The organism is Stenotrophomonas sp. GZD-301, from assembly GCF_049310345.1.
In the GTDB taxonomy this organism is placed as follows: Bacteria; Pseudomonadota; Gammaproteobacteria; order Xanthomonadales; family Xanthomonadaceae; genus Stenotrophomonas.
In genome coordinates this window covers 1-26,971 of record NZ_JBMOWY010000083.1, presented here as the reverse complement: position 1 = coordinate 26,971, position 26,971 = coordinate 1, and the positions used below count along the sequence as shown (strand labels likewise).

Annotated in this window: 19 protein-coding genes and 1 pseudogene; 7 read left to right on the top strand and 13 right to left on the bottom strand. The window is 66.7% G+C overall.

The window, feature by feature from the left end; genetic code table 11:
* Positions 1-78: 78 nt before the first annotated feature.
* Genes ACO6VK_RS19795 through ACO6VK_RS19770 form a run of 6 tightly spaced genes read right to left on the bottom strand, consistent with a single transcriptional unit; the run spans position 79 to position 4,103 of the window.
* Complete coding sequence (locus tag ACO6VK_RS19795) at positions 79-651, bottom strand: DUF2884 family protein (protein ID WP_422510150.1); 573 nt, start codon at positions 649-651, stop codon at positions 79-81.
* A gap of 32 nt (positions 652-683) precedes the next feature.
* Entirely contained in the window at positions 684-1,568 is an 885-nt protein-coding gene (locus tag ACO6VK_RS19790; RefSeq protein WP_422510148.1) for a DUF4097 family beta strand repeat-containing protein, read from the bottom strand.
* Between the two features lie 24 nt (positions 1,569-1,592).
* Positions 1,593-2,615: a hypothetical protein gene (locus ACO6VK_RS19785; protein WP_422510146.1), complete on the bottom strand. Its 1,023-nt coding sequence runs from the start codon at positions 2,613-2,615 to the stop codon at positions 1,593-1,595.
* Positions 2,612-3,487: an ABC transporter ATP-binding protein gene (locus ACO6VK_RS19780; protein WP_422510144.1), complete on the bottom strand. Its 876-nt coding sequence runs from the start codon at positions 3,485-3,487 to the stop codon at positions 2,612-2,614. The genes ACO6VK_RS19785 and ACO6VK_RS19780 overlap by 4 nt, the downstream gene beginning before the upstream one ends.
* Positions 3,484-3,846, bottom strand: coding sequence for a GntR family transcriptional regulator (locus ACO6VK_RS19775; RefSeq protein WP_017356485.1), 363 nt, complete (start codon positions 3,844-3,846; stop codon positions 3,484-3,486). The genes ACO6VK_RS19780 and ACO6VK_RS19775 overlap by 4 nt, the downstream gene beginning before the upstream one ends.
* A 2-nt stretch (positions 3,847-3,848) precedes the next feature.
* Entirely contained in the window at positions 3,849-4,103 is a 255-nt protein-coding gene (locus tag ACO6VK_RS19770; RefSeq protein WP_422510142.1) for a hypothetical protein, read from the bottom strand.
* 417 nt (positions 4,104-4,520) lie between these two features.
* On the opposite strand from ACO6VK_RS19770, the gene ACO6VK_RS19765 reads away from it, so the two are divergent.
* The 5 genes from ACO6VK_RS19765 (at position 4,521) to ACO6VK_RS19745 (ending at position 8,500) form a co-directional block, all read left to right on the top strand.
* Positions 4,521-5,129 carry a glutathione peroxidase gene (locus ACO6VK_RS19765; protein ID WP_422510140.1) on the top strand — a complete coding sequence of 203 codons (609 nt, stop codon included), beginning with the start codon at positions 4,521-4,523 and terminating at the stop codon, positions 5,127-5,129.
* 83 nt (positions 5,130-5,212) lie between these two features.
* On the top strand, positions 5,213-6,193 hold the full coding sequence (locus ACO6VK_RS19760) for an FKBP-type peptidyl-prolyl cis-trans isomerase N-terminal domain-containing protein (protein ID WP_411851427.1): 981 nt from the start codon (positions 5,213-5,215) through the stop codon (positions 6,191-6,193).
* A 23-nt stretch (positions 6,194-6,216) separates the two neighbouring features.
* On the top strand, positions 6,217-7,566 hold the full coding sequence (locus tag ACO6VK_RS19755) for a UDP-glucose dehydrogenase family protein (RefSeq protein WP_422510137.1): 1,350 nt from the start codon (positions 6,217-6,219) through the stop codon (positions 7,564-7,566).
* Positions 7,559-7,798: a SlyX family protein gene (locus ACO6VK_RS19750; RefSeq protein ID WP_136003374.1), complete on the top strand. Its 240-nt coding sequence runs from the start codon at positions 7,559-7,561 to the stop codon at positions 7,796-7,798. The genes ACO6VK_RS19755 and ACO6VK_RS19750 overlap by 8 nt, the downstream gene beginning before the upstream one ends.
* Before the next feature lie 9 nt (positions 7,799-7,807).
* Positions 7,808-8,500 (top strand): DUF2058 domain-containing protein, encoded by a 693-nt coding sequence (locus ACO6VK_RS19745; protein WP_422510135.1) that lies wholly within the window; start codon positions 7,808-7,810, stop codon positions 8,498-8,500.
* Between the two features lie 39 nt (positions 8,501-8,539).
* Here the strand turns inward: ACO6VK_RS19745 and ACO6VK_RS19740 are convergent, their stop codons facing one another.
* The 4 genes from ACO6VK_RS19740 to ACO6VK_RS19725 all read right to left on the bottom strand — a co-directional run bounded on the left by ACO6VK_RS19740 (position 8,540) and on the right by ACO6VK_RS19725 (position 14,528).
* Positions 8,540-9,742 (bottom strand): MFS transporter, encoded by a 1,203-nt coding sequence (locus ACO6VK_RS19740; RefSeq protein WP_422510133.1) that lies wholly within the window; start codon positions 9,740-9,742, stop codon positions 8,540-8,542.
* A gap of 89 nt (positions 9,743-9,831) precedes the next feature.
* Positions 9,832-12,516, bottom strand: coding sequence for a methionine synthase (gene metH, locus ACO6VK_RS19735; RefSeq protein ID WP_422510131.1), 2,685 nt, complete (start codon positions 12,514-12,516; stop codon positions 9,832-9,834).
* On the bottom strand, positions 12,513-13,589 hold the full coding sequence (locus tag ACO6VK_RS19730; protein WP_422510129.1) for a homocysteine S-methyltransferase family protein: 1,077 nt from the start codon (positions 13,587-13,589) through the stop codon (positions 12,513-12,515). The genes metH and ACO6VK_RS19730 overlap by 4 nt, the downstream gene beginning before the upstream one ends.
* A gap of 9 nt (positions 13,590-13,598) precedes the next feature.
* Positions 13,599-14,528 carry an ArsR/SmtB family transcription factor gene (locus ACO6VK_RS19725; protein ID WP_411851422.1) on the bottom strand — a complete coding sequence of 310 codons (930 nt, stop codon included), beginning with the start codon at positions 14,526-14,528 and terminating at the stop codon, positions 13,599-13,601.
* Positions 14,529-14,677: 149 nt separating this feature from the next.
* Between ACO6VK_RS19725 and ACO6VK_RS19720 the strand changes: the two genes are divergently transcribed.
* Positions 14,678-15,826 carry an acyl-CoA dehydrogenase family protein gene (locus tag ACO6VK_RS19720; protein WP_422510127.1) on the top strand — a complete coding sequence of 383 codons (1,149 nt, stop codon included), beginning with the start codon at positions 14,678-14,680 and terminating at the stop codon, positions 15,824-15,826.
* Between the two features lie 597 nt (positions 15,827-16,423).
* On the opposite strand, the gene ACO6VK_RS19715 is transcribed toward ACO6VK_RS19720, so the two are convergent.
* From ACO6VK_RS19715 to ACO6VK_RS19705, 3 genes are read right to left on the bottom strand one after another with little or no spacing between them, the layout of a single operon-like run.
* Positions 16,424-19,597: a multidrug efflux RND transporter permease subunit gene (locus tag ACO6VK_RS19715; protein WP_422510125.1), complete on the bottom strand. Its 3,174-nt coding sequence runs from the start codon at positions 19,595-19,597 to the stop codon at positions 16,424-16,426.
* A 15-nt stretch (positions 19,598-19,612) separates the two neighbouring features.
* Positions 19,613-20,884: an efflux RND transporter periplasmic adaptor subunit gene (locus tag ACO6VK_RS19710; RefSeq protein WP_422510123.1), complete on the bottom strand. Its 1,272-nt coding sequence runs from the start codon at positions 20,882-20,884 to the stop codon at positions 19,613-19,615.
* Positions 20,884-21,543: a TetR/AcrR family transcriptional regulator gene (locus ACO6VK_RS19705; protein ID WP_422510121.1), complete on the bottom strand. Its 660-nt coding sequence runs from the start codon at positions 21,541-21,543 to the stop codon at positions 20,884-20,886. Before ACO6VK_RS19705 ends, ACO6VK_RS19710 begins: the two co-directional genes overlap by 1 nt.
* Before the next feature lie 344 nt (positions 21,544-21,887).
* On the opposite strand from ACO6VK_RS19705, the pseudogene ACO6VK_RS19700 reads away from it, so the two are divergent.
* Positions 21,888-26,783, top strand: a pseudogene (locus ACO6VK_RS19700) (NAD-glutamate dehydrogenase); the annotation flags it as partial.
* Between the last annotated feature and the right edge of the window lie 188 nt (positions 26,784-26,971).

Here is a 26,971-nt window from a genome sequence, read left to right as displayed (position 1 = left end):
GGGGGGGGGCTTTTGGTTTCCTCTCTCCTGTCGTTTGGGTGTTTTTCCTTCCCCCCCCCCCCCCCCCCCCTGGGCCGCTTACTTGCCGCAGTCGTCGATGTCGGTCTGGTCCATCGTGGCGTACGGTTTGAAGGCGGGCACCGCAGCCGCCAGCGCCTGCTGGCGGGCCATCATGCCCGGCAGCAGCCCGCACAGCTTCTTCGCCTCGGCCTCGATCTTGGCCGCTTCGGCGTTGACGCGTTCCTCGATGCCCTGGGTGTCGCCGGAGAAGATGCCCTTCAGTGCCTCGCTGGCCGCCTTCACGCCCAGCCCGGCGCCGGCCACGCCGATATCCATGCCGGCACCGGCAAGGGCTTCCACCTGCTTGCGGTAGTCCAGCATCAGCGCGCGCTGGGAGGCGTCCAGCGGCACCTTCTCGCCGTTGACCAGGAAATCGCCCTGCGGGGTGATCTCGGCCTTGATGTTGTTGCCGTCGGACACGGAGATGTTGCCCTGCGCGATCTCCCTGCGCGCCTTGTCGGTGGCTTCCTGCACCTTCTGGCCGATGGATGCCGAGTCCAGCTCGGCGGCGGCCTTGTTCTTGTCGTGATTGCCGCAGGCCGCCAGAGGCAGGCACAGCAGCAGCGCGGGCAGCAGCAGTCGGGTGTTCATGTGCGCGATTCCGTCGTTGGAAAGGGAAGGGCTTACTTGCTGCGGGGCAGGGTGATGCGACCGCCGATGCCGCTGTGGCGGACATCGCCGCTGCCGCTGTGGTTCACGGTCAGATCGCCGCGGACATCACGGACGGTGATGTCGCCGGAGCCATGCCGGTCCACGCTGACGCTGCCGCCGACGTCGCGCAGCTCCACGTCGCCGGAGCCCACGGTGCCCACCCGGGCGTTGCCCTTGACCTGGCGTGCCTTGATGTCGCCGGAGCCAAGCACGCCGATCTCGACGTCGCCGCCGATGCCGTCCAGCTCGACATCGCCGGAGCCGACATTGCCGACCTTGGCGGTGCCGCGCACGTTGCGGCCCTTGAAGTCACCCGAACCGAGGTTGAGCAGGTTGAGCGAGCCGGCGCCGTCGAGCTTGATGCCGCCCGAACCGACCGCCGCGGTGACCAGTCCCTTGATGTCCTTCAGCGCCACATCGCCCGAGCCGACATCGGCGCTGGCCGAATGCAGGCCGGTGCCGCTGGCATCGCCGGAGCCCACCTTGAACTGCACCAGCACGGTGTCCGGCACGCTGCCGCGCAGATCCAGGTAGGCGTAGCGGTCGCCCCCCAGCGACAGGCCCGCGCGCCGTTCGCGCTGCAGCCGCACCACCAGCTTGTCGCCGGATTTCTGCTGGGTCAGGGTCAGATCGCGCAGCTGGTCCTGGTCGGACGCACAGGCGCGGCCACTGAGCTGGGCCGGGCCGGTGCCGGCGGTCAGCACCAGATCATGCTGGTTGACCTCGAACACCACTGCCTTGGCGCCGGCCAGGTCCAGCGTCAGATCGCGCGGTGCATTGAACTTGCACTGCGGCGTGTCGGCCAGCGCGGTCAGGGGCAGCAACAGCAGGGAAGCAACGGCAAGGGTACGCAGCATGGGACGGTCCTCGACAGGGCAGAGTCAGATTTCACCGGCGCAGCGGCGCAGGCGGATGGCGACGATCAGGAACACGATACCGACGGCCGCGCCGATCCACAGTTCCGGTTGCTGCAGCGTGGACAGGTGCTGCGCAGGCGACAGCATGCTCACCAGCTGGTCCGAACCGGTGATCCGGCCCTGCGCGTTGTAGGCGGCATCCACGCCGGGGAAGGTGCCCAGCAGCAGGCGCCCGACGATGTGGCCCCAGAACCAGCCGCTGGTCAGGCCGAAGGCGGACATCAGGTTGGTGCTGCTGACCACGATGCCGGCGAACAGCGGCAGCATCACCGCCCACAGGAACGGCTTGGACTTGGCCCAGGCCGAGCACATCAGCAGCCAGCCCACGGTCGGCAGCGCCCACAGCAGGTACACCGGCAGGCGGGCGATGTAGCCCATGATGATCGACAGCGGGCTGGCCGGTCCCCAGATCAGCGTCATCGGGTCACCGCCGTGGGCCAGTGCGACCACCGAGATGATCGCCAGGAAGCCGAACATCGTGACGAGGGCGGCGACCACCGCGATCAGCGGAGCGATCACCAGCGCGCTGGTGGCCTTGGCCAGGACGGTCTGGGTGTCCGACAGCGGCAGCGACTTCCAGAACAGGATGCTGCGGTCGCGGCGGTCGTCGTACAGCGCACCCAGGCAGTAGAAGAACACCACGAAGGTGAGCACCACGAACGGCCAGCCGGAGCTGAGCAGCAGGGTCAGGTCGAGCGCGTTGGCCAGGTCGGCCATGTCCTTGGCGTCGAGCTGGCCGGTCAGCATGTTCAGGTCCAGGCCGTTGATGCTGACGCTCTTGTTGTCGACCAGCAGGCCGCCGCTCTTGGCGGCGCGGTGCAGGGCAAACAGGCCAAACAGGATGCCGAGCAGGCTCATCAGCAGCGAGATGCCGCCGGCAATGAACGGCGCGTACAGGAACCCGCCACGGTTCTCCCAGTACTCGCGCTTGAGCATCCACTTGAACGTGCTGGCTTTGCTGATCGGGTGGTAGTGGACGGTGTTCATGCGTAGGTTCCCTTCATGATGGCCACGAACAGGTCCGCCAGCCCCGGGCTGCGGATCTCGCCAAGCGTGGTGAGCTGGTCGCGCGGCACGCCATCGAACAGCAGGACGGTCTTGCCGAACGGCAGGGCGCGTTCATCGATCGGCTTCAGCGCGCGGGCCAGTTCCACCGTGTCGGCCGACGCCAGCAGTTCGGTGTAGCGGTCGCCGATGTCTTCCATATCGGTGGTCAGCACGATGCGGCCGTCGCGGATGAACATCACATCGGTGAGGATGTGTTCGATCTCTTCGACCTGGTGGGTGGTCACGATGATGGTCTTCTGCTCGTCGAAGTAGTCTTCCAGCAGGCGCTGGTAGAACTCCTTGCGGTACAGGATGTCCAGGCCCAGGGTCGGCTCGTCCAGCACCAGCACCTTGGCATCGATGGCCATCACCAAGGCCAGGTGCAGCTGCACGATCATGCCCTTGGACAGCTCGCGCACGCGCTGCTTGGGCTGCAGCTTGGTGCTGGCCAGGAAGCGTTCGCAGCGGGCGCGGTCGAAGCGCGGGTGCACCCCGGCCACGAAGTCGATCGCCTCGCGCACCTTCAGCCAGCGCGGCAGCACCGCGACGTCGGCGATGAAGCAGATGTCGTTCATCAGCGCGTTGCGCTGCGTCCGCGGGTCCATGCCCAGGACCTGCAGGTCGCCCTCGACATCGGTCAGGCCCAGCAGCGCCTTGAGCACCGTGGTCTTGCCGGCGCCATTGGGGCCGATCAGGCCGGTGATGCGGCCCGGCGCGATGGAGAAGCTGGTGTTGTCCAGCGCGAGCGTCTGCTTGTACGCCTTGCGCAGGCCACGTGCGGAGATGACGACATCACTTGCAACGGCATTCATGAGGATTTCCCCTGGGGCAGCAGATCGTCGAGGTTCAGGCCCAGGCGCTGGATGCGCTCGAGCACCAATGGCCATTCTTCGTTGAGGAACCGGTCGCGCTCGCTGCTGCGCAGCTGCGTGGCCGCTTCCTCGGTCATGAACATACCCAGGCCGCGGCGCTTCTCCACCAGGCCTTCATCAGCCAGTTCCTGGTAAGCGCGCGAGACGGTGATGGGGTTGAGCTGGTACTCGGCGGCGACCTGCCGGACCGAGGGCAGAGCATCGCCGGGCTTGATGATGCCGTCGAGCATCATGGCGATGACGCGTTCCTTCAGCTGACGGTAGATCGGAGCGCCATCGCTCCATTGAATATCGCTCATGGTCAGCTCCGTGGGTTCAGCGACTGTGCGAATGAGAAGTAAGGCATGGACAGGGAGCTGTGCAGCCGGCGGGGGGGGCGGGGGGCGCCGTCGGCATTCCCTGCCTCGATGACACCTGCGTCCTGCGGGCCTGCAAACGCACCGGAACCGGCGGAACTGCCGGCGTCATCCGAGGCGGGGGTACCGAACCAGCCCAGCAGCAGCAGCGCGGAGGCGGCCGTGAGGGTTTTGGCGGTGTGGTGGCGCATGCGGTTCATGGGCTTCCCCTGTCTCAGGTGACTGGTGTTGTATGCAACTATAACACCGGCACGCCGAAGATCAATACGGGGAAACCCCCAACTGATGGCACGGTCAGGCTGAAAGACGATTGTCATCCCTAAGTTGTTGATTGGTATCAGGTAGTGTGCCGAGCGTAGGGCCGTTCGGGCGCGGGGTGGGTTCAGTCATGTCAATGAAAAGACAAGGCTAACGCCTATTCAGTAAATTCCGACACGGTTGACGAGGTGCCGGTTCGACCGCCAGAAACGGCAAGGTGACCGGGGGAGCGCGCCCGGCGCGGCCGCCACGCGGCGCTGAAAACCCCGGTGATATAGTGCGGCCGATGCCCTGCCGGGCCTGCGCTGCGTGCGCCGGACGGCGCCTTTCCGCTGGTTCCCATGCTTCTGGAGTGTTCGATGCTGCACGCCCGCTTGTTGTCATCCGTCCGCCGCCCCGGCACCCGCGCCCGCGGCTGGGCCGCCGCGACCCTGCTGCTGGGCCTGGCGGTCGGCGCCGTGGCAGCACCTGCCGCCGGCCTGCTGGATCTCAGCTACCGCCCGCTGGCCGGCAAGGGAGAGGTCAACCTGCAGCAGCAGTACGGCGGCAAGGTGCTGCTGGTGGTCAATACCGCCAGCAAGTGCGGGTTCACGCCGCAGTACGAAGGCCTGGAAGCGCTGCAGAAGAAGTACGCCGCGCGCGGCTTCTCGGTGCTCGGCTTCCCGTCCAACGATTTCAAGGGCCAGGAGCCGGGCGATGAGGCCCAGATCCAGGAGTTCTGCACGCTGACCTACGGCGTCAAGTTCCCCATGTTCCAGAAGGTGCAGGTCACCGGCGCCGGGGCGACCCCGCTGTACCAGCGCCTGACCCAGGCCACCGGCGTCGCTCCGGGCTGGAATTTCCACAAGTACCTGATCGCGCGCGATGGGCGGGTGGTTGCGCAGTTCCCCAGCAAGGTCAAGCCGGACGATGCAGCGCTGGTGGCGGCGATCGAACGCGAGCTGTCGGCAGGCAAGCCGGCACGCTGAGTGCCTCGACATCTCGTACATGCGTGCGACAATGGGCGTTTCGCGCCGACGTCGGCGTCCAGTCACTTCCAGGAATGCAGCGAATGAAGATGGGAATGCGCGGCGCCGCGGCGTCGGTTCTGATTCTGGCGATGGGTGCCACCGGTACCGTGATGTCGCAACAACCGGCCGCGCGTGCGGCTGCCAAGGAGACTTCCGCTTTGAACTCCCAACGGGAAAAGCTCGGCTACGCCATCGGTATCGATGTGGCCAACTCGTTCGCTCCGATTTCCAGCGAGATCGACCTGGCCGCGCTGCGTCGTGGCGTCACCAACGCCTTTGAAGGCAAGCCGCCGCTGATCAGCCAGGAAGAGGCGCAGAAGACCGACGCCGCCCTGCGCCAGGCCGTGATGGCCAAGAGCGGCCAGCCGGTGCCGGGCGTGGCCCCGGGCACGCCGCCGCCGAAGGTGGACCGCGAAAAGGTCGGCCTGATGCTGGGCAGCTATGCCGTTGGCCCGTCGCTGGCGCAGCTGAAGGACGAAGTGGACATGGACGCGCTGTTTGACGCGATCGGCACCACCTTCGCCAACGGCACCCCGAAGATGACCGCCGAGCAGGCGAAGTCCACGCTGGAAGGCTTCATGGCCGCCAAGCAGGCCGAGGGCCAGGCCAAGGCCGCCGCCCAGGCCGGCACCAACCGCACCGAAGGCAACGCCTTCATGGCCAAGAACAAGACCGTGCCGGGCGTGGTCACCACCGCGTCGGGCCTGCAGTACCAGGTGCTGCGTCCGGGCAGCGGCGATCGTCCGATGCCGACCAGCAAGGTCCGCGTCAACTACGAAGGCAAGCTGCTCGACGGCACCGTGTTCGACAGCAGCTACAGCCGTGGCCAGCCGGTCGAGTTCGGCCTGGACCAGGTCATCAAGGGCTGGTCCGAAGGCGTTTCGCTGATGCCGACCGGCGCCAAGTACCGCTTCTGGATTCCCGGTGAGCTGGCCTACGGCGAGCAGGGCACCCCGGGTGGCCCGATCGGCCCGAACGCGACGCTGACGTTCGACGTCGAGCTGCTGAACGTTCTTCCGTAATCGACTCTGGAGTCTCCCCGGTCATGCGTGTTGCGATTTTCGGCACCGGCTATGTCGGTCTGGTCACCGGTACCTGTCTGGCCGACGTCGGCCACCAGGTGGTCTGCGTGGATATCGACCAGGCCAAGGTCGACGGCCTGAACCGGGGCGTCATCCCGATCTACGAACCCGGCCTCGAGCCGATGGTGAAGGCCAACCACGCCGCGTCGCGGTTGACCTTCACTACCGACGCGGCCACTGCGATCGCGCACGGCCAGGTGATCTTCATCGCCGTGGGCACGCCGCCCGACGAGGACGGCAGCGCCGACCTGCAGTACGTACTGGCGGTGGCCGACACCATCGGCCGGCACATGACCGTGCCGACCGTGGTGGTCAACAAGTCGACCGTGCCGGTAGGCACGGCCGACAAAGTGCGCGCGACGATTGCCGCCGCACTGGCCGCGCGTGGGCAGGAGATCGCCTTCGACGTGGTCTCCAACCCCGAATTCCTCAAGGAGGGCGACGCCGTCGCCGACTGCATGCGGCCGGACCGCATCGTGGTGGGTGCGGCCAACCCCGACGCGGTGGCGCTGATGCGCCGCCTGTATGCCCCGTTCAACCGCAACCACGACCGCGTGGTGGAAATGGACGTGCGGTCGGCCGAGCTGACCAAGTACGCGGCCAACGCCATGCTGGCCACCAAGATTTCGTTCATGAACGAAATCGCCAACATCGCCGAAAAGGTCGGTGCCGACATCGAGCAGGTCCGCCAGGGCATCGGTTCGGACCCGCGTATCGGCTGGCACTTCATCTATCCCGGTGCCGGCTATGGCGGCTCCTGCTTCCCCAAGGACGTGCAGGCGCTGGCGCGTACCGCGCAGCAGCACGGCCACGAGCCCAAGCTGCTCAACGCGGTTGAAGCGGTCAACGATGCCCAGAAGGGCCATCTTTTCACCCTGATCCAGCGCCACTACGACCGTGGCGAGGACGAAGGCGTGCGTGGCCGTACGTTCGCGGTGTGGGGCCTGGCCTTCAAGCCCAACACCGACGACATGCGCGAAGCCTCCAGCCGCCGCCTGCTGGCCCAGTTGTGGGAAGGCGGCGCCACCGTGCGCGCCTACGATCCGGAAGCCACCGACGAGGCACGCCGCATTTTTGGCGAGCGCGACGACCTGGTGTTCTGTGACAACGCCTACGACGCCCTGGACGGCGCCGACGCGCTGGTGGTGGTGACCGAGTGGAAGCAGTTCCGCAGCCCGGATTTCACCCGCCTGCGCGACACCCTCAAGGACGCGGTCGTTTTCGACGGCCGCAATCTGTACGACCCGCAGGAAATCGAAGCGGCGGGCCTGGCTTATTACGGCATTGGCCGGGGACGTTCGCTGCATGCATGATTCCACACCCTCCGAGCGCGAACAGGCGCTCGAAGCCCGCTTGGTTGAACTGGAAATGCGTGTGTCCTTCCAGGAACACGCCCTGGCCGAGCTGAGCGAAGCCCTCGCCGATGCGCGCATGGAAGGCAGCCGCAACGCCGACCTGACACGGATCCTGCTGGAAGACCTTGGCAAGGTGCGCAATGCGTTGTATTCCGACTCGGCCGAAGAGCCGCCGCCCCCGCACTACTGATCTGACGTCATGAGCGATACCCTCCGCGACCAGCTGCTGGGCCTGGGCTTCAAAGCCGCGCCCAAACCCGAACGTACCGCCGAGCGCAAGCCGGACCGGAAGCCGGAGGCGCGCCGCGATGGCCGCCCGGGCAACCGTCCGCAGGGCGCTCGTCCTGCCGGCAAGCCCGGCGAAGGCCAGCGCCCCGCGCGCGACGGCGACCGCCGTCCGCAGGGCAAGGGCCGCGCGCCCGGTGGCCGTCCGCCGCAGGGCGGCAACGGCGCACCGCGCACCCGCGAGGACATCGACCTCGCCAAGGCGTATGCGATCCGTGCGCAGAAGGAAAAAGACGACCGCATCGAGGCCGAGCGCCTGAAGCAGGAAGAGGCGCGCCTGCGCCGCGAGGCCAAGGCCAAGCTCGACGTGCTGCTGGAAGGCAAGGGGCTGAACGCCGAGGCGGCGGATATCGCCCGCCACTTCCCGTATGGCGGCAAGATCAAGCGCATCTATGTCACCGCCGACCAGCTCAAGGCGCTCAACGCCGGTGAGCTCGGTGTGCTGCAGCAGAACGGCCGCTACCTGCTGGTCACCTCGGCGGTGCTCGACGAAGCCGAAGCGGTGTTCGCCCCGTCGGTGGCGCTGCGGGTGGACCCCAATGCCACCGTGGAAGAAGACCCGTACGCGGACCCGGCCTACCAGGTGCCTGACGACCTGGTGTGGTGACGGGGTGGGGCAGCACGACCGCGGGTCGTGCTGCCGCCCTTACGCGGCGTGACGCCGGCGCGAGGCGCGCAGCAGCGGCAGGCTGATCGCGAAGAAGCACAGCAGTGCGCCCGCCAGGGCGAAGCCGCTGCCCGCCAGGAACGCGGTACGTCCCTGGTCGATGGTCCACAGCTGGCCGGCGATGAGTGCGCCCAGCACGCCGCCCACCCCCGACGAGAAGCCATACAGCAGGCCCTGGCCGTGGCCGTTGAGCCGGCCGGGGAAGTACGTTGCCAGCATCTGCATCGCCGCGGCGAAGAACGCGGCGAATCCAAGGGCGTGCGCGCTCTGCGCCACCAGCATCACCGGCAGGTTATCCGGGTACAGCGCGGTCGCCGCCCAGCGCAGCGTGGAGCTGACCAGTGCGATCAGCAGCATCCAGCTGGCGTCGAAGCGGCGGAAAAAGCGGCCGATGGTGAAAAACACGCCCACCTCGAACACCACCCCGACCGTCCACAGCAGCCCCAGCGTGGAGGTCGCGTAGCCGTGGTGGTCCATGTACACCGAGAAGAACGTGTAATACGGGCCGAACGACAGCTGCTCCATGAAGGCGGCCACAAAGAACGCCAGTACCTGTGGCTTGCGCACGATCTGCCAGAAGCCGCTGGCATCGCCGTTGGCGCGATGGACATCGCGCGCGTAAGTGTTGGCGAACGCCGACACCACCAGCAGCGCGAACAGGGGCAGCATCATCCACGGCAGCAGGTGCGCATTGCCGGGGCCGCCGTTGTCGTCGATCAACCAGCCAAATCCCATCACCACGGCAATGAATCCGAGCGAGCCCCACACCCGGATCAACCCGTAGCGATGGCTGTCACTGCCAAGGTGGGTGAGGGTAATCGACTCGAACTGCGGCATCACCGCGTTGTAGAAGAAGCAGAACACCACCATCGCCGGATACATCCACGGCTCGGGCAGGGGCAGCAGGAACGCGCAGAAGGTGATCAGCGTCAGCACGCCGCCCACCCGCAACCAGCGGATCGGGTGGGGTGACGCGGCGGCGATCGAGGTCCAGGTCGTGGGCGCCACGATGCGCGTGGCATACCAGATGCCCATCATCACGCTGATCGCCGTCACGCTCATCCCGCGCGCGGTCAGGAACAGCGACCAGTACGGGGTGAACGCGCCCAGGGCAGCGTAATAGAACAGGTAAAAGGACGACAGGCGGACGACCGGAACGGCGTCGCGGGTGGGGGCGGTCATGCGGCATCTCGATGGGCGCGCACCCGCCCACGGCGGGTGCCTATCGGCACATTATGAACGCTGCCGCGCCGCCGTTGCCCGGTTCCGGATCATTCCGGATCGTAGTCGAGGTTCGAGGCCAGCCAGCGCTCGGCCTGCGCGCGGTCCACGCCCTTGCGTTTGGCGTAGTCCACCACCTGCTCGCGGCTCACCCGCCCGACCACGAAGTACTGGCTCTGCGGGTGGCTGAAGTAGTAGCCCGATACCGCCGCGGTCGGCAGCATGGCGAAACTCTCGGTGAGCTGCATGTCGGCAGTGCGTTCGGCGTCGAGCAGGCGGAACAGGGTGGCTTTCTCGCTGTGCTCCGGGCAGGCCGGATAGCCTGGTGCCGGGCGGATGCCGCTGTACTTCTCGGCGATCAACGACTCGTTGTCCAGCTGCTCGTCGGGCTGGTAGCCCCAGTAGTCGGTGCGCACGTGCTGGTGCAGGCGCTCGGCCAGCGCCTCGGCGAGACGGTCGGCCAGTGCCTTGAGCAGGATCGCGTTGTAATCGTCGTGGTCGGCCTCGAAGCGGGCCACATGCGGGTCGATGCCGATGCCGGCGGTGACGGCGAACGCGCCGATCCAGTCCTGCCGGCCGCTGTCGGCCGGCGCGATGAAATCGGCCAGGCAGAAGTCCGGGCGTTCCACCGGCTTGTCGACCTGCTGGCGCAGGAAATGCAGCACTGCAGGCCCGGCATCGGTGGTCAGGTGCACGTCGTCACCGACGCTGTTGGCTGGCCACAGGCCGAATACGGCCTTGGCGGTCAGCCACTTCTCGCCGACGATGCGGTCCAGCATCGCGCGGGCATCGCGGTACAGCTCGCTGGCCTGGGTGCCGACGATCTCGTCGGTGAGGATCGCCGGGAATTTGCCGGCCAGTTCCCAGGCCTGGAAGAACGGCGTCCAGTCGATCACCTCGACCAGATCGGCCAGCGGGTAGTCTGCCAGCACGTGCACGCCGGGCCTGCGCGGGGCAGGCGGCACGTAGCTCGCCCAGTCGCCGTCGAAACGCTGCGCGCGCGCCTTGGCCAGGGTCACCAGCCGCTTGGCGTCGCCGCGGTTGCGGTGGCGCAGGCGGATGTCGGCGTAGTCGGCCTCGTTGGCGGCGACGAAGGCGTCGCGCAGTTCGCTGGAGATCAGCGACTGGGCCACGCCCACCGCACGCGAGGCATCCTTCACCCAGATGGTGGGCGCCTTGTAGTGCGGGTCGATTTTCAGCGCGGTATGCGCGCGCGAGGTGGTGGCGCCGCCGATCATCAGCGGCAGGGTAAAGCCCTGGCGCTCCATTTCGCGCGCCACGTGGCTCATCTCTTCCAGCGACGGGGTGATCAGCCCGGACAGCCCGATGATGTCGGCGTTCTCGGCACGGGCGGCGTCGAGGATCTTCTGCGCGGGCACCATCACGCCCAGGTCGATCACCTCGAAGTTGTTGCAGGCCAGGACCACGCCGACGATGTTCTTGCCGATGTCGTGCACATCGCCCTTGACCGTGGCCATGATGATCTTGCCGTTGCTCCTGGCGGTGTCGCCACTGCGTGCCTTCTCGGCCTCGATGAAGGGCAGCAGGTAGGCCACCGCCTTCTTCATCACACGCGCGGACTTGACCACCTGCGGCAGGAACATCTTGCCGGCACCGAACAGGTCGCCGACCACGTTCATGCCATCCATCAGCGGCCCTTCGATCACATCCAGCGGGCGGCTGGAGCGGATCCGCGCTTCTTCGGTATCGGCCTCCACCCACGCATCCAGACCATGCACCAGCGCATGCGCCAGGCGGGCGTCGATCGGCTTCTCGCGCCAGGCCAGGTCCTCGCCCTTGACCTCGCCCTTCCTGCCCTTGTAGCGCTCGGCGATCTCCAGCAGGCGCTCGGTGCCATCGCGGCGGCGGTTGAGGATCACATCCTCGACGCGCTCGCGCAGTTCCGGGTCCAGCTCGTCGTAGATCGGCATGGCACCGGCGTTGACGATGCCCATGTCCATGCCCGCCGCGATCGCGTGGTACAGGAACACCGAGTGGATCGCCTGGCGGACCGTTTCGTTGCCGCGGAAGGAGAACGACACATTGGAGACGCCGCCGGACACATGGCAGTGCGGCAGCGTGCGCTTGATGATGCGGGTGGCTTCGATGAAGTCGACCGCATAGTTGTCGTGCTCTTCGATGCCGGTGGCGACGGCGAAGATGTTCGGGTCGAAGATGATGTCCTGCGGCGGGAAGCCGACCTCATCAACCAGGATGCGGTAGGCGCGGGTGCAGATCTCGACCTTGCGCGCGCAGGTATCGGCCTGGCCGTCCTCGTCGAAGGCCATCACCACCGCGGCGGCGCCGTAGCGCAGCACCTTGCGCGCGTGCTCGACGAACTGCGCCTGGCCTTCCTTGAGCGAGATCGAGTTGACCACGCTCTTGCCCTGCAGGCACTTCAGCCCGGCCTCGATCACGCTCCACTTGGAGGAGTCGACCATCACCGGAATGCGGGCGATGTCCGGCTCGGACATGATCAGGTTGAGATAGCGCGTCATCGCCTTCTCGGAATCGATCAGGCCCTCGTCCATGTTGACGTCGAGGATCTGCGCACCGTTGGCGACCTGCTGGCGCGCCACGTCCACCGCTTCTTCGTAGCGCTCTTCCTTGACCAGCTTGCGGAACTGCGCGCTGCCGGTGACGTTGGTGCGCTCGCCGATGTTGACGAACAGCAGGTCCGGGGTGATGACCAGCGGCTCCAGGCCGGACAGGCGCGTGTAGGGGGCCGCGGTCATGGGCGGGCACGCGGCGGCAGGTCGGCCACGGCCTCGGCGATCGCCTGGATATGCGCCGGCGAGGTGCCGCAACAGCCGCCGACCAGGTTGAGCAGGCCGGCGCTGGCGAACTCGCGCAGGGTGGTGGCCATTTCCTCGGGGGTTTCGTCGTACTCGCCGAAGGCATTGGGCAGGCCGGCGTTGGGATGCGCGCTGACCAGGCAGTCGGCCACGGTGGCGAGGGTCTCCACGTGCGGGCGCATGTCGCTGGCGCCGAGCGCGCAGTTCAGGCCGACCGACAAGGGGCGGCTGTGCGCCACCGAGGCGTAGAAGGCCTCGGCGGTCTGCCCGGACAGGGTGCGCCCGGAGGCGTCGGTGATGGTGCCGGAGATCATGATCGGCAGCCGTCCGCCGCGGGCATCGAACACCTCTTCGATGGCGTACAGCGCCGCCTTGGCGTTGAGGGTGTCGAAGATCGTTTCCACCATGAGGGTATCGGCGCCGCCGTCGATGAGGCCGTCGATGGCGTCGCGGTAGGTCTCGCGCAGGGCATCGAAACTGGTGTTGCGGAACCCCGGATCGTTGACGTCCGGGCTGATCGAGGCGGTGCGGCTGGTCGGGCCGAGCACGCCGATCACGAAGCGCGGCTTGCCCGGGGTGGTGGCGGCCACCGCATCGCAGCACGCGCGGGCCACCTGCGCACCGGCCTTGTTGAGTTCGTAGACCAGGTGTTCCAGGTGGTAGTCGGCCTGGCTGACCGCGGTTGCGTTGAACGTGTTGGTCTCGACCAGGTCGGCACCAGCCTCCAGGTAGGCGGTGTGGATGCCCGCGATCACCTCCGGCCGGGTCAGCAGCAGCAGGTCGTTGTTGCCTTTCAGGTCGTGGCCTTCCGGCGCCGCGTCGCCATGCGCGCAGCCGGCCCCGTGCAGGTGGTCGTAGCCCGCGGCGAAGCGTTCGCCGCGGTAGTCGTCCTCGTCCAGCCCGTGGCGCTGGATCATCGTGCCCATCGCGCCATCGATGATCAGGATGCGCTGCGCCAGCGCCTGTTCAAGCGCGTGCACACGGTCGGGATACAGCCAGGGCAGGGAGGACATCGTGGGGGCTCAGGGCTTGCTGGCGATCAGCGAAATGACTTCGAAATGCGGCGGGCGCTTCTCGCGGGTCACTGTTTCCAGGCTGGAGACGACCAGCCCGGCCTTCTCCACGAACTTGCGCAGTTCCTTGTCGCTGAAACCCAGGTTGACGTGGCCGTAGGCATCCACCGCGGCCCGGTGCTCATGCCGCGCCAGGCTGCACAGCAGCAGGCGGCCGCCGGAGCGCAGCACGCGCGCGCCCTCGGCCACGGCCTGGGCCGGTTTGGCGGCATAGGTCAGGGCGTGCATCAGCACCACCAGATCAAAACTGCGGTCCTTGAAGGGCAGGGCGTGCATGTCGCCCTCGCGCACCTCCACGTTGGCCAGCCGGCGCAGGCGCTCGCTGGCGGCGGCCACCACGCGCGCGCTGGTGTCGATGCAGACATAGCGCTTGGCATGCGGGGCGACCAGCTCGGCCAGCACGCCGTCGCCGGACGCGATATCGAGCACATCGCCGGTTTCCAGCAGCGGCAGCGCGGTGCGCGCCAGCGCTTCCCAGGTACGCCCGGGGGAGTAGTGGCGCTCCATGTCGCCGGCCACGCTGTCGGCCCAGTTCTGGTCTGCGGCGCGGCTGGCCAGCACACTGGCCACCCGTTCAGCATCCTGACGCAGCAGCGGATCGTCGCTGCCGGTGCTCAGGGCATGCCACAATGCGCGCTGCGCCGGGTCCAGCGCGGCGTCGTCAAAGCGGTAATACGCCGACACGCCCGAACGCCGGTCGCGCACCAGCCCGGCTTCCTTGAGCCGCGCCAGGTGGGTGGACACGCGCGGCTGCGCGAGCGTGGTGATGGCCGACAGCTCGGCCACGGTCAGTTCTTCCTGTTCCAGCAGCGCCAGCAGGCGCACGCGGGTGGCGTCGGCGAACACTTTCAGCCGGACAGACCAGTCCTCGAGATCCATAAATATCTACCTATCGCGATATAGAGATATTTTCGTCCCTTGGCCTGTGCGGGGTCAAGTCAGCCTGAAACGAGCACCGCTCGGTACAATCGCCCCACCTTGGGCTGCGCATTCCGCAGCCCATTTCGCCATGTTCCCGGGAGGGTGTTGTGGATTTCAGCTTTACTGAAGAGCAGTTGATGCTGCAGGACGTCGCGCGTCGCATCGCGCAGGAAAAAATCGCGCCCAGCGCGGAGCACCATGATCGCACCGGCGAGTTCCCGCTGGAAAACATCCGCCTGCTGGGCGAGAACGGTCTGATGGGCATCGAAGTGCCCGCCGAGTACGGCGGCGCCGGCATGGACCCGATTGCGTATGTACTGGCGATGGTGGAGGTCGCCGCCGGTGACGCCGCGCATTCGACCATCATGTCGGTCAACAACTCGCTGTTCTGCAACGGCATCCTGACCCACGGCAGCGAGGCGCAGAAGCAGAAGTACGTGCGCGCCATCGCCGAGGGCGAGGCCATCGGCGCGTTCGCGCTGACCGAGCCGCAGTCCGGGTCGGACGCCACTGCCATGCGCTGCCGCGCGGTCAAGCAGGCCGATGGCACCTATGTGATCAACGGCAAGAAGAGCTGGATCACCTCCGGCCCGGTGGCCAAGTACATCGTGCTGTTCGCCATGACCGATCCGGACCAGGGCGCGCGTGGCATCACCGCCTTCATGATCGACACGGACAAGGCTGGCTTCCACCGCGGCAAGACCGAGCCGAAGCTCGGCATCCGCGCCTCGGCCACCTGCGAGATCGAGTTCCAGGACTACGTGGCCGCTGCCGACGACGTGGTGGGCAAGGAAGGCGAAGGCTTCAAGATCGCGATGGGCGTGCTCGACGCCGGCCGCATCGGCATCGCCTCGCAGGCCATCGGCATCGCCCGTGCCGCGTATGAGGCGACGCTGGAATACGTGAAGGACCGCAAGGCGTTCGGCGCGGCCATCGGCACGTTCCAGATGACCCAGGCCAAGATCGCCGACATGAAGTGCAAGCTGGACGCAGCGCTGCTGCTGACCCTGCGCGCGGCATGGGTGAAGGGCCAGGGCAAGCGCTTCAGCAATGAAGCGGCCATCGCCAAGCTGACCGCGTCCGAAGCGGCGATGTGGATCACCCACCAGGCCGTGCAGATCCACGGCGGCATGGGCTACTCCAAGGAAATGCCGCTGGAGCGGTACTTCCGTGATGCCAAGATCACCGAAATCTACGAGGGCACCTCGGAGATCCAGCGGTTGGTCATTGCCCGCAACGAAACCGGGTTGCGCTGAGGCGCCGCTCGATCCGATGAACACAGCCGGGGCCCTTCGTGGGCCCCGATTGTTTTGTGGTGTTTGATTGCATTCAATCCCTGGGTTGCCGGGCTTCGCCCGGCAACGTCACGCATTTGGGCGAACACCCTTTGGCTGCCACATTCCTGGCGTTGGGCCGGCGGGTGGGGGGTACGGGACACGCCTCAAATCTCCCGTTAAGCTCGGGCGGCACATCCATGTGCCTTCACGGTCCCGTACCCCCCACCCGCCGGCCCTTCGAAAGTGTGTCGGCAGCTACGGGAGATCAACGGCCCGCGCATAAATCCCCAGCCCCCCTTCAGCGCATGGACCCATAACGAGGACGCCGTTGACGTTGGTGTTGATGTTGCCTCGGCTTTTCCCACGGCAACGACACACTATCGAAGGCGGGTCGGGGCGGGTTTGCGGGGGTATGAGCAGCATGGATGCTGCGACTAAGCCTCCAGGGATGGATTCACGGCGTCCCCCGCAAACCCGCACCGTCCCGCCAAAGCAGTGGTGGGGTGGACCCCGGCTGTACAAAAAAAGGCCCCGGATCGCTCCGGGGCCTGTTCGTTTCAGCGCATCACCGCCGGATCAACGATCCGGACGGTGGGCCGCGTTGGCTTCGCTCTGACGCTCGACGAATTCCTTGGAGGGCTCGTCCAGCTTGTCGCCCAGCATGCGGCGGACCACGATGAAGAACACCGGGATCATCAGCAGACCCAGGAAGGTGGCGAACACCATGCCGCCGATCACGCCGGTACCGATGGCGTGGCGGGCGTTGGCGCCGGCACCGGTGGAGATGGCCATCGGCACCACACCCAGGATGAAGGCGAAGGAGGTCATCAGGATCGGGCGGAAACGCAGGCGCGAGGCCTCGATGGTCGCTTCGCGCAGGGTCTTGCCCGCCGCACGCTGCTCCACCGCGAACTCCACGATCAGGATGGCGTTCTTGGCCGCCAGACCGATCACGGTGATCAGGCCGATCTTGAAGTAAAGATCGTTCGGCAGACCACGGGCCAGCGAGAACGCCAGCGCACCCAGTACGCCCAGCGGCACCACCAGCAGCACCGCCACCGGGATCGACCAGCTTTCATACAGCGCGGCCAGGCACAGGAACACCACCACGATGGACAGCACCAGCAGCAGCGTCGCCGCGTTGCCGGCCAGGATTTCCTGGTAGCTCATGCCCGACCAGTCGTAGCCGAAGCCGGCCGGCAGGTCGTCGCTGACGATCCGTTCCATCGCCTGCATCGCCTCACCCGAGCTGCGCCCCGGTGCCTGCGAACCGACGATGTTCACCGCCGAGTAGCCGTTGTAGCGGCTCAGCGATGGCGGGGCGGACATCCACTCGGACTTCACCACGGTGCTCAGCGGAATCATCGCCGGGGTGCCGTCTGCGTTGGTCTGCAGGCTGCTGGGCGTGTAGAAGCTGTTGAGCGACTCGGCACCGGTGCGATACGGGCCGTCGGCCTGCATGGTCACGCGCTTGATGCGGCCTTCGTAGAAGAAGTCGTTGACGTACACCGGCGCCAGCATCAGCTGGATGGTGCTGTACACGTCCGACACCGACAGGCCCATCGTCTGCGCCTGCACGCGGTCCACGTGCAGCTGCAGCTGCGGGGCGTTTTCCAGCCCGTTGGGACGTACGCCGGTGAGCAGGTCGCTCTCCTGTGCGGCCTTGCCCAGCAGGATGTTGCGTGCCTGCGTCAGCTGTTCATAGCCTGCGCCGCCACGATCCTGCAGCCACATGTCAAAGCCGCCGAACTGGCCCAGACCCTGCACGGTGGGCAGGTTGACCACGAAGATCTGCGCTTCCTTGATGCCGTAGAAAGCACCGTTCATGTTCTGGATGAACTCGGGCACGGTGACCTTGCGCTCGTCCCACGGCTTGAGGCGGATGAAGCCCATGCCCACGTTTTCGCCGGAGCCGACGAAGCTGAAACCGGCCACCTGCAGCATGCCCTCGAACCCTTCCTGGTCCTTGAGCACGCCACGCATCTGCGCGAAGGCCTGGTTGGTCTGGGCCTTGGTCGAGCCCGGCGGCAGCTGCACGATCGCCAGTGCGTAGCCCTGGTCTTCCTCGGGCAGGAAGCTGCCCGGCATGCGCGTGAACAGGAAGCCGCACAGCACGGTGAGCACCACGAACAGGATCATCCAGCGCGGCGCATGGCGCACCGCCGAGGTGATGTGGCCCACGTAGGTGCCACTGATCTTGTCGTAGTACTTGTTGAACGTGCGGTAGACGATGTTGGGCTTGTCGGTATGCGTCGGCTTGAGGAAGGTCGCGCACAGGGCCGGGGTGAAGCCCAGCGCCAGGAACGCGGAGAACGCCATCGCGATGGCGATGGTCAGCGCGAACTGCTTGTAGATCTCACCGGCCGCACCGCCCTGCAGGGCAGACGGGATGAACACCGCCGCCAGCACCACGGTGATGGCCACCACCGCGCCGGTGATCTGGGTCATGGCCTTCTGGGTGGCGGCCTTCGGCGGCAGCTTCTCCTCGGTCATGATGCGCTCGACGTTCTCGATGACCACGATGGCGTCATCGACCACGATGCCGATCGCCAGCACCATCGCAAACAGGGTGAGCTGGTTGATGGTGAAGCCGATGATGCTCATGCCCAGGAAGGTGCCGAGCAGGGCCACCGGGATGACCAGGGTCGGGATCAGCGTGGCGCGGAAGTTCTGCAGGAAGATCAGCATCACCAGGAACACCAGTGCCACTGCTTCGATCAGGGTCTTGACCACTTCCTCGATCGAGATCTTGACGAAGGTGGTGCTGTCGTACGGCGAGAACCAGCTCACGCCCGCCGGGAAGCTGGGGGACAGCTCATCCATCTTGGCGGTGACCGCGTTGGCCACGTTCAGGGCATTGGCGCCCGGCAGCAGCTGGATCGCGAACGCACCGGTCGGCTTGCCGTTGTACTGGGTATCAAAGCCGTAGTTGTTGGCGCCAAAGGCGATCCGGGCGACATCCTTGAGCATCACCCGCGAGCCGTCCGCATTGGCGCGCAGGATGATGTTCTCGAACTCATCGGGCGAGCTGAAGCGGCCCTCGGCCGACACGGTGGCGGTGAAGTAGTGGCCTTCCGGCGACGGATCCGAGCCCAGCGAACCGGCGGCGAACTGCACGTTCTGGTTCTTGATCGCGGCCAGCACCTGGGTGGCCGACAGGCCATAGCCCTGCATCTTTTCCGGGTTGAGCCAGATGTTCATGGCGTACTCGGAACCGAACTGCTGGGTGCTGCCGACGCCGGGAATGCGCGAGATCTGGTCGAGCACGCGCGAACCGACGATGTCGTTGAGCGCGTCACGGTCGATCGAGGCGCTGTCCGACTGCAGGGCCACCACCATCAGGAAGCCGGCGTTGGCCTTGGCCACCACCACGCCCTGCTGGGTGACTTCGGTGGGCAGGCGCGGAGTGGCCAGCGACACTTTGTTCTGCACCTGGACCTGGGCGATGTCCGGATCGGTACCGGTCTCGAAGGTCAGGGTGATCGAGGCACGGCCGTTGGAGGCCGAGGACGAACTGAAATACAGCAGGTGATCGATACCGGTCAGCTGCTGCTCGATCACCTGGGTGACCGATTTTTCGGTGGTGTCGGCGCTGGCGCCGGGGTAGGTGGCGCTCACCGTCACCTGGGGAGGTGCGATGCTCGGGTAGGACTCCACGCCCAGACCCAGGATCGAGATCACGCCCGAAAGCGAGATCAGGATCGCGACCACCCAGGCGAATACCGGGTGTTCAATGAAAAATTTAGGCATGACGGATGGTTCCCGTTATTGCTTGTTCGGTTCGGCGGCGGGGGCCGCGTCGGCCTTGTCGGCGGGCGCATCGGCCGGCGTGGCGGCAGCATCGGGCTTGGCCGCGGCCGGTGCGGCACCGGCACCGGCAGCAGCCGGGGCCTGGCCATTGGCGTTGGCGCTGGCCGGATCCCACGGCTTGGCCGTGGCGGGCGTGCCTTCCTTGACCTTCTGCACGCCGGCCACGATCACCTTGTCGCCGGCCTCCAGGCCGCCGCTGACCAGCCAGTTGCTGCCCTGCTGGCCTTCGCTCTTCACGTTCTTGCGGGCGACCTTGCCATCCTTGCCCACCACCAGCACATAGCCGCCGGTGGTATCGCGCTGCAGCGCCTGCAGCGGCACCAGGAAGGCGTTGTTGCGCTCGCCCAGGGTCGCCTGGAAGCTGACGAAGGCACCCGGCAGCAGGATCTGCTGCGGGTTGGGCAGGACCGCGCGCAGCGACACCGCGCCGGTGGCCGGGTCGACCGTGGTCGAGGAGAAGTCCAGCGTACCCGCCTGGTCATAGACGGTGCCGTCGGCGAGCTTGACCTGCACGGTGGACTTGCCGTCGCCGCTGAGGGCCAGCTGGCCCTTGGCCTGCGCCGCGCGCATCTGGGTCAGTTCGTCCACGCTCATCGAGAAATTCACGTAGAGCGGGTCGAGCTGGTCCACGGTGGTCAGCAGGGTCACGTCACCCTGGCCGACCAGCGCGCCTTCGGTGACCTGCTGCTTGCCGGCACGGCCACTGATCGGCGCGGTCACTTCGGCGTAGCCGAGGTTGATCTTCGCGCTGGTCAGGGAGGCCTGGGCCTGCTGCACGGCGGCAGCGGCGGTGCGTTCGGCCGCTTCGGCCGCGTCCAGATCCGAGCGCGACACGAACTTCTGCGGGGCCAGCGAGCGGGCGCGGTTGGCCGCGGCCTTGGCGTTGGCATAGGTGGCCTGTGCCGAGGCCAGTTCGGCCTGTGAGGCGTTCAACGAGGCGCGCAGCGGGGCCGGGTCGATCAGGAACAGCACCTGACCCTGTTTGACGTCGGCGCCTTCCTGGTAGACGCGCTTGAGCAGCACGCCGGGCACGCGGGCGCGGACATCGGCGCTGCGGTACGGCGACAGGCGGCCGACCAGCTCACGCTGCAGCGGCAGCGTCTGCGGCTTGGCATCGATCACGCCCACTTCCGGCGGCGGGGGCATCTGCTGCTCTGGCTTCTTGCAGGCGGTCAGTGCAACAGCGACTGCGCACGTCAGGGCAAGGGTGCGGAGTGGGGCGATCATCAGGAGAAACTCCGGTGTTGGTTTGAATGCGGAGCCGCGGCGGTTTCCGGCACGGCGAACGCGCGCAGGAAGCTGTCGACGGAGAATTCTGCCCAGCGACGGCGCTCGGCGGCGTCGACGCGGTGGGGGGTATGGAAACGCTGTTTCTCGACGTCCAGGCCGGCGATCATGCTTAGTAGCAGTTCGGCCATGAAGTGCGGGTCGTCATGGCTGAGCTGGCCGAGCGCGCTGCGCGCCTGCAACCATTCAGCCACGTGAAGATGCAGCGCCCCGGCACCGTCGCGGTACAGGGCCCCGGCTTCCTGCGGGAACCGCGCCGACTCGGCCGCGATCAGCCGGCGGGCCTGGGCCACGTGCGGCTGGTGGGTGTGCTCGAGATAGTCGCTGGCGAACTGCAGCAGGCTGCCGCGCAGGTCACCGTGGTCCAGGCTGTGCAGCCCGGCGGTGGCGCGGCTGACATGCCGCTGCATGACCCGGCGCAGCAGTTCCTGCTTGCTGCCGTAGCGGCTGTACAGGGTCTGCTTGGAGCAGCCGGCGTGCTGGGCCACCGCGTCCATGCTGATCTGCATGCCCTGGGTGGCGAACAGGTCGCGCACGGCATCGAACACGCGCTGGTCGCGCGCGTCCAGGGTGCTGGCGGCGGGGTGTGGGGGATTCACGCGGTGGACTATACCGTCCAGTTCAGAATTGGAGAAGCCTTGTATTTGCGTGGCATCTGATGGCCAACCTCACGTTGCAACACAGGCGGCCGATGCTGTGTCGGGTGGATGCGCTGCACGGGCATCCGTACCCCTGCGGATTGAGTGGCGCGATGTAAACGCCACCCAACCCGAATTGCCTTATTCCGTCCTGCAGCAAGGTATTTTCGTGCGGTAGGCCTACAATTTCATTTTCCCAACTGAGCAACACGCACCGCTCTGCCATGAAACCGCAAAAACCAGCAGCCAAGACCGTGAAAAACAAATCCACCCCAGCCGATACGCAGACTGTTTCGCCAGTGGGCTTCTCGCTGGAGCCGGTGTACACGGCCTTGCGCAAGCGCTACCCGTCGGCCGGGCAGGCCGAGGCAGTGGCTTTTGCCGCCGACTTCTACAAGCGCATGGAGGCGGACGAGTTCCCGCACCACACCGCTGAGGAGTGGGCTGCACTGGCAGCGGACACCCTGGAGTTCGCGCGTGTCCGCAAGCCGGGCAAGGCCAACGTGCGCGTGTTCAACCCGACCCTGAAGGCCAATGGCTGGGAGTCGGCACACACCGTGCTGCAGATCGTCAACGACGACATGCCGTTCCTGGTCGACACGGTGACGATGTCGCTGGCCGAACACGGCATCGGCGTGCATGTGCTGGGCCACCCGGTGATCCGCTTCGCCCGCGACAAGGCCGGCAAGCTCACCACGGTCAGCGACGGCACCGCCGAGTCGGTAATGCTGCTGGAGATCGACCGTCAGCCGGCCGATGCCATGAGCGATGTCGAGCTGGCCATCATCAAGGCGCTGGACGAGGTGCGTGCCATCGTCCGCGACTGGGATGCCATGCGCAGCAAGGCGCTGGCCCTGGCCGACGACCTGGGCACCCGGCAGCTGCCGATCGACGCCGCCTCGCGCGCCGAAGCGCAGGAATTCCTGCGCTGGGCCGCCGAAAACCACTTCACCTTCTTCGGCTACCGCGAGTACCGCGTTGAGAAGCAGGGCAAGGAAGAAGTGCTGGCGCCGCTCAACGATACCGGCCTGGGCCTGATGCGCGGCAAGGACAAGTCCGCCGCCCGTCCGGTCAAGACCCTGGCCGCGCAGGGCCTCAACGCCACCACCGGGTTGAAGGACGCGCTGATCCTGACCAAGACCAATGCCCGTTCGCGCGTGCACCGTTCCGGTTACATGGATTACATCGGCGTGCTGGAATTCGACGCCAAGGGCAAGATCATCGGCGAACAGCGCTTCCTTGGCCTGTTCACCTCCAGCGCCTACAACCGTCGCCCGTGGGAAATCCCGCTGGTGCGCCAGCGTCACGAGTATGTGATGAAGCAGTCCGGACTGGCCGCGGCCAGCCACAGCGGCAAGGCGCTGCGCCACATCCTGGAAACGCTGCCCCGCGAGGAACTGTTCCAGTCCAGCGAGGACGAACTGTTCCGCACCGCAATGGGCGTGCTGGGCCTGCAGGAGCGCGTGCGCAGCCGCCTGTTCCTGCGCCGCGACAAGTACAGCCGTTTCATCTCCGCGCTGGTGTACCTGCCGCGCGAACGCTTCAACACCGACGTGCGCCTGCGCATCGAGGCGATGCTCAAGGACGCCCTGCAGGGCGAGTACGTCGACAGCTCGGTGGTGCTCGGTGAGTCGCCGCTGGCCCAGGTGCACCTGATCGTGCGCCCGAAGGCCGGCCAGACCCTGGAAGTGGACACCAGCGCGCTGGAGCAGAAGCTGGCCCAGGTGCTGCGCAACTGGCAGGACGACCTGCGCGAAGCGCTGGTGGCCCGCCACGGCGAAAGCGAAGGCCTGCGCATTGCCGCCCGCATCGGCAAGGCATTGCCGGCCGGTTACATCGAAGACTCGAGCACCGAGATCGCCGCCAACGACGTCAGCCAGCTTGACGCGCTGACCGGTCCGGACGATCTGCGCCTGAGCCTGCAGGCCGTGCAGCGCGACGGCGGCGACGGGCTGCGCCTGAAGCTGTATCGCCAGCTGGACGACATTCCGCTGTCCGATGCGCTGCCGATGATGGAAAACATGGGCCTGCGCGTGATTGCCGAGCGTCCGTACCGTCTGACGGTCGACAACGCCCCGGTGTACGTGCAGGACTTCGAAGTGGAATCGGTGGCCGGTGCGATCGACGCGCCGAGCGTCGATGCCGCCTTCGGTGAAACCTTCGCCCGCGTCTGGCACGGCGATGCCGAGAACGACGGCTTCAACCGCCTGGTGCTGGCCGCTGGCCTGCATTGGCGCCAGGTCGCCATGCTGCGTGGCTACTGCAAGTACCTGCTGCAGACCGGCGTGCCGTTCTCGCAGGCCTACGTGGAAGGCACCTTCACCCGTTACCCGCTGCTGGCCCGCCTGCTGGTGGAGCTGTTCGAAGCCCGCTTCGATCCGGCCACCGGCAACGAGAGCAAGGACGAAATCGCCGAGGGCCAGGCCCAGCTACGCGCGCACCTGACCGTGCTGGCCGGCGGCGACGAGGCCACCCTGAAGGTGCTCAAGACCGTGGTCGACGCCCGCAAGGGCGACCGCAAGGTGCAGATGGATGCCGCGCGCGACGCGCTGCTGAAGCTGATGGACCGCGTCTCCAGCCTGGATGAAGACCGCATCCTGCGCAGCTTCATGGGCGTGATCGACGCGACCCTGCGCACCAGCTACTACCAGACCGATGCCGAGGGCCGTCCGGGCCACGTCATCAGCTTCAAGTTCGATTCGGCGCTGGTGCCGGACCTGCCCAAGCCGCGCCCGTACCGCGAAATCTTCGTGTACGGCCCGCGCGTGGAAGGTACCCACCTGCGCTTCGGTGCGGTTGCCCGTGGTGGCCTGCGCTGGTCGGACCGTCGTGAAGACTTCCGTACCGAAGTGCTGGGCCTGGTCAAGGCGCAGATGGTCAAGAACACCGTCATCGTGCCGGTCGGCGCGAAGGGCGGCTTCTTCGCCAAGATGCCGCCGGTGAACGGCGACCGCGATGCGGTCTTCGCCAACGGCGTGGCCTGCTACAAGCTGTTCATCCAGGGCCTGCTGGACATCACCGACAACATCGTCAACAACAAGATCGTGCCGCCGGTGGACGTGGTCCGCCACGACATGGACGACCCGTACCTGGTGGTGGCGGCCGACAAGGGCACCGCGACGTTCTCCGACATCGCCAACGGCCTGGCCGTGGCGCACGGCTTCTGGATGGGCGATGCGTTCGCCTCCGGTGGCTCGGTCGGCTACGACCACAAGGGCATGGGCATCACCGCGCGCGGTGCATGGGAGTCGGTCAAGCGCCACTTCCGCGCGCTGGGCCGTGACAGCCAGAGCCAGGACTTCACCACGGTCGGCGTCGGCGACATGTCCGGCGACGTGTTCGGCAACGGCATGCTGCTGTCGCGCCACATCCGCCTGGTCGCCGCGTTCGATCACCGCCACATCTTCCTGGACCCGAACCCGGATGCGGCCACCTCGTTCGTCGAGCGCGAGCGCATGTTCACCGTGCCGCGTTCCAGCTGGGCCGACTACGACGCCAAGCTGATCAGCAAGGGCGGCGGCATCTTCCCGCGCACGCTGAAGTCGATCGAGCTGACCCCGCAGGTGCGTGAGGTGCTGGGCCTGGACGAGAGCGTCAAGGCGCTGTCGCCCAACGACCTGATGAGCGCCATCCTCAAGGCCCCGGTGGATCTGCTGTGGAACGGCGGTATCGGCACCTACGTCAAGGCCGCCAGCGAGCAGCACAGCGATGTCGGCGACCGCGCCAACAACGCGCTGCGCGTCAACGGTGGCGAGCTGCGCTGCAAGGTGGTGGGCGAGGGCGGCAACCTGGGCATGACCCAGCTGGGCCGCATCGAAGCCGCCCAGGCCGGCGTGCTGCTCAACACCGACTTCATCGACAACTCGGCCGGTGTGGATACCTCCGACCACGAAGTCAACATCAAGATCCTGCTCAACGATGTGGTGCGGGCCAAGAAGCTGACCGTTGAACAGCGCAACAAGCTGCTGGCGTCGATGACCGACGAAGTGGCCGCGCTGGTGCTCAACGACAACTACCGCCAGAACCAGGCTCTGAGCCTGATGGAGCGGATGGCGGTCAAGCGCCTGGGCTCCAAGCAGCACTTCATCCGTACGCTGGAGCAGCAGGGCCTGCTCGATCGCCAGATCGAGTTCCTGCCGTCCGATGCGGAGCTGTCGGCCCGCAAGGCGCGTGGCCAGGGCCTGACCCGTCCGGAGCTGTCGGTGCTGTTGTCCTACTCCAAGCTGGTGGCGTTCGCGCAGCTGCTGGATTCGGACATTCCGGAAGATCCGTACCTGTCCAAGGAACTGCAGCGCTACTTCCCGACGCCGCTGCAGAAGAAGTACGCCGATGCGATGGAGCGTCACCGCCTGAAGCGCGAGATCATCGCCACGGCCGTGACCAACCAGACCATCAACCGCATGGGCGCCACGTTCCTGATGCGCATGCAGGAAGACACCGGCCGCAGCATCGCCGAGGTCGCCAAGGCCTACACGATCAGCCGTGAAACGCTGGACGCGCGCGCGCTGTGGGCGCAGATCGACGCCCTCGACGGCACCCTGCCGGAGTCGGTGCAGATCGATGCACTGGAAGTCATCTGGAAGCTGCAGCGCTCGTTCGTGCGCTGGCTGCTGTCGCGTCCGGGCGCCATGCCGGGCATCACCGAGGCGGTGAACCGCTACCAGGCCGCGTTCAACGACATCCGCGTGGCCTCCGGCGTGCTGCCGGACTCCCAGCGCCCGGCCTATGAGGCGAGCGTGCAGGAGTGGAAGGAAAAGGGCCTGCCGCCGGCACTGGCACAGCAGCTGTCCGAGCTGCAGTTCCTGGAACCGGCGTTCGACATCATCGAACTGGCCCGTACCCGCAAGCTCAAGCCGGTGGATGTGTCCAAGATCCACTTCCGCCTGGGCGATGCCCTGCAGCTGCCGTGGCTGTTCGAGCAGATCGACGCGCTGGAGGTCAACGGCCGCTGGCACGCCGTGGCCCGTGGCGTGCTGCGCGACGAGCTGGCTGCCCATCACCGCAACCTGGCCGCCCAGGTGCTGTCGATGAAGGGCGGCAGCGCCGAAGCCAAGGTCGCCGCCTGGATCGGCCGTGACGACAGCAGCCTGCGCTTCACGCTGTCGATGCTGGCCGAACTGGCCGAGCAGAAGACCCTGGACTACCCGACCGTCTCGGTCGCGGTGCAGCGCCTGGGTCAGCTGGCCGCCCACGGCGCGTAACCCGCGCTGACGCGTGTAAACAGAAGGCCCCGCCATTGGCGGGGCCTTTTCTTTGGGGCGACGGCGTGTTGATCTGGCAACCCACTGTCTGAGGGCCGCCGGGTGCGGGGGTACGGGACCGTAGAAAACATGGATGTTTTCTACGAGCCCCCAAGGATGGGTTTACGGCGTGTCCCGTACCCCCGCAC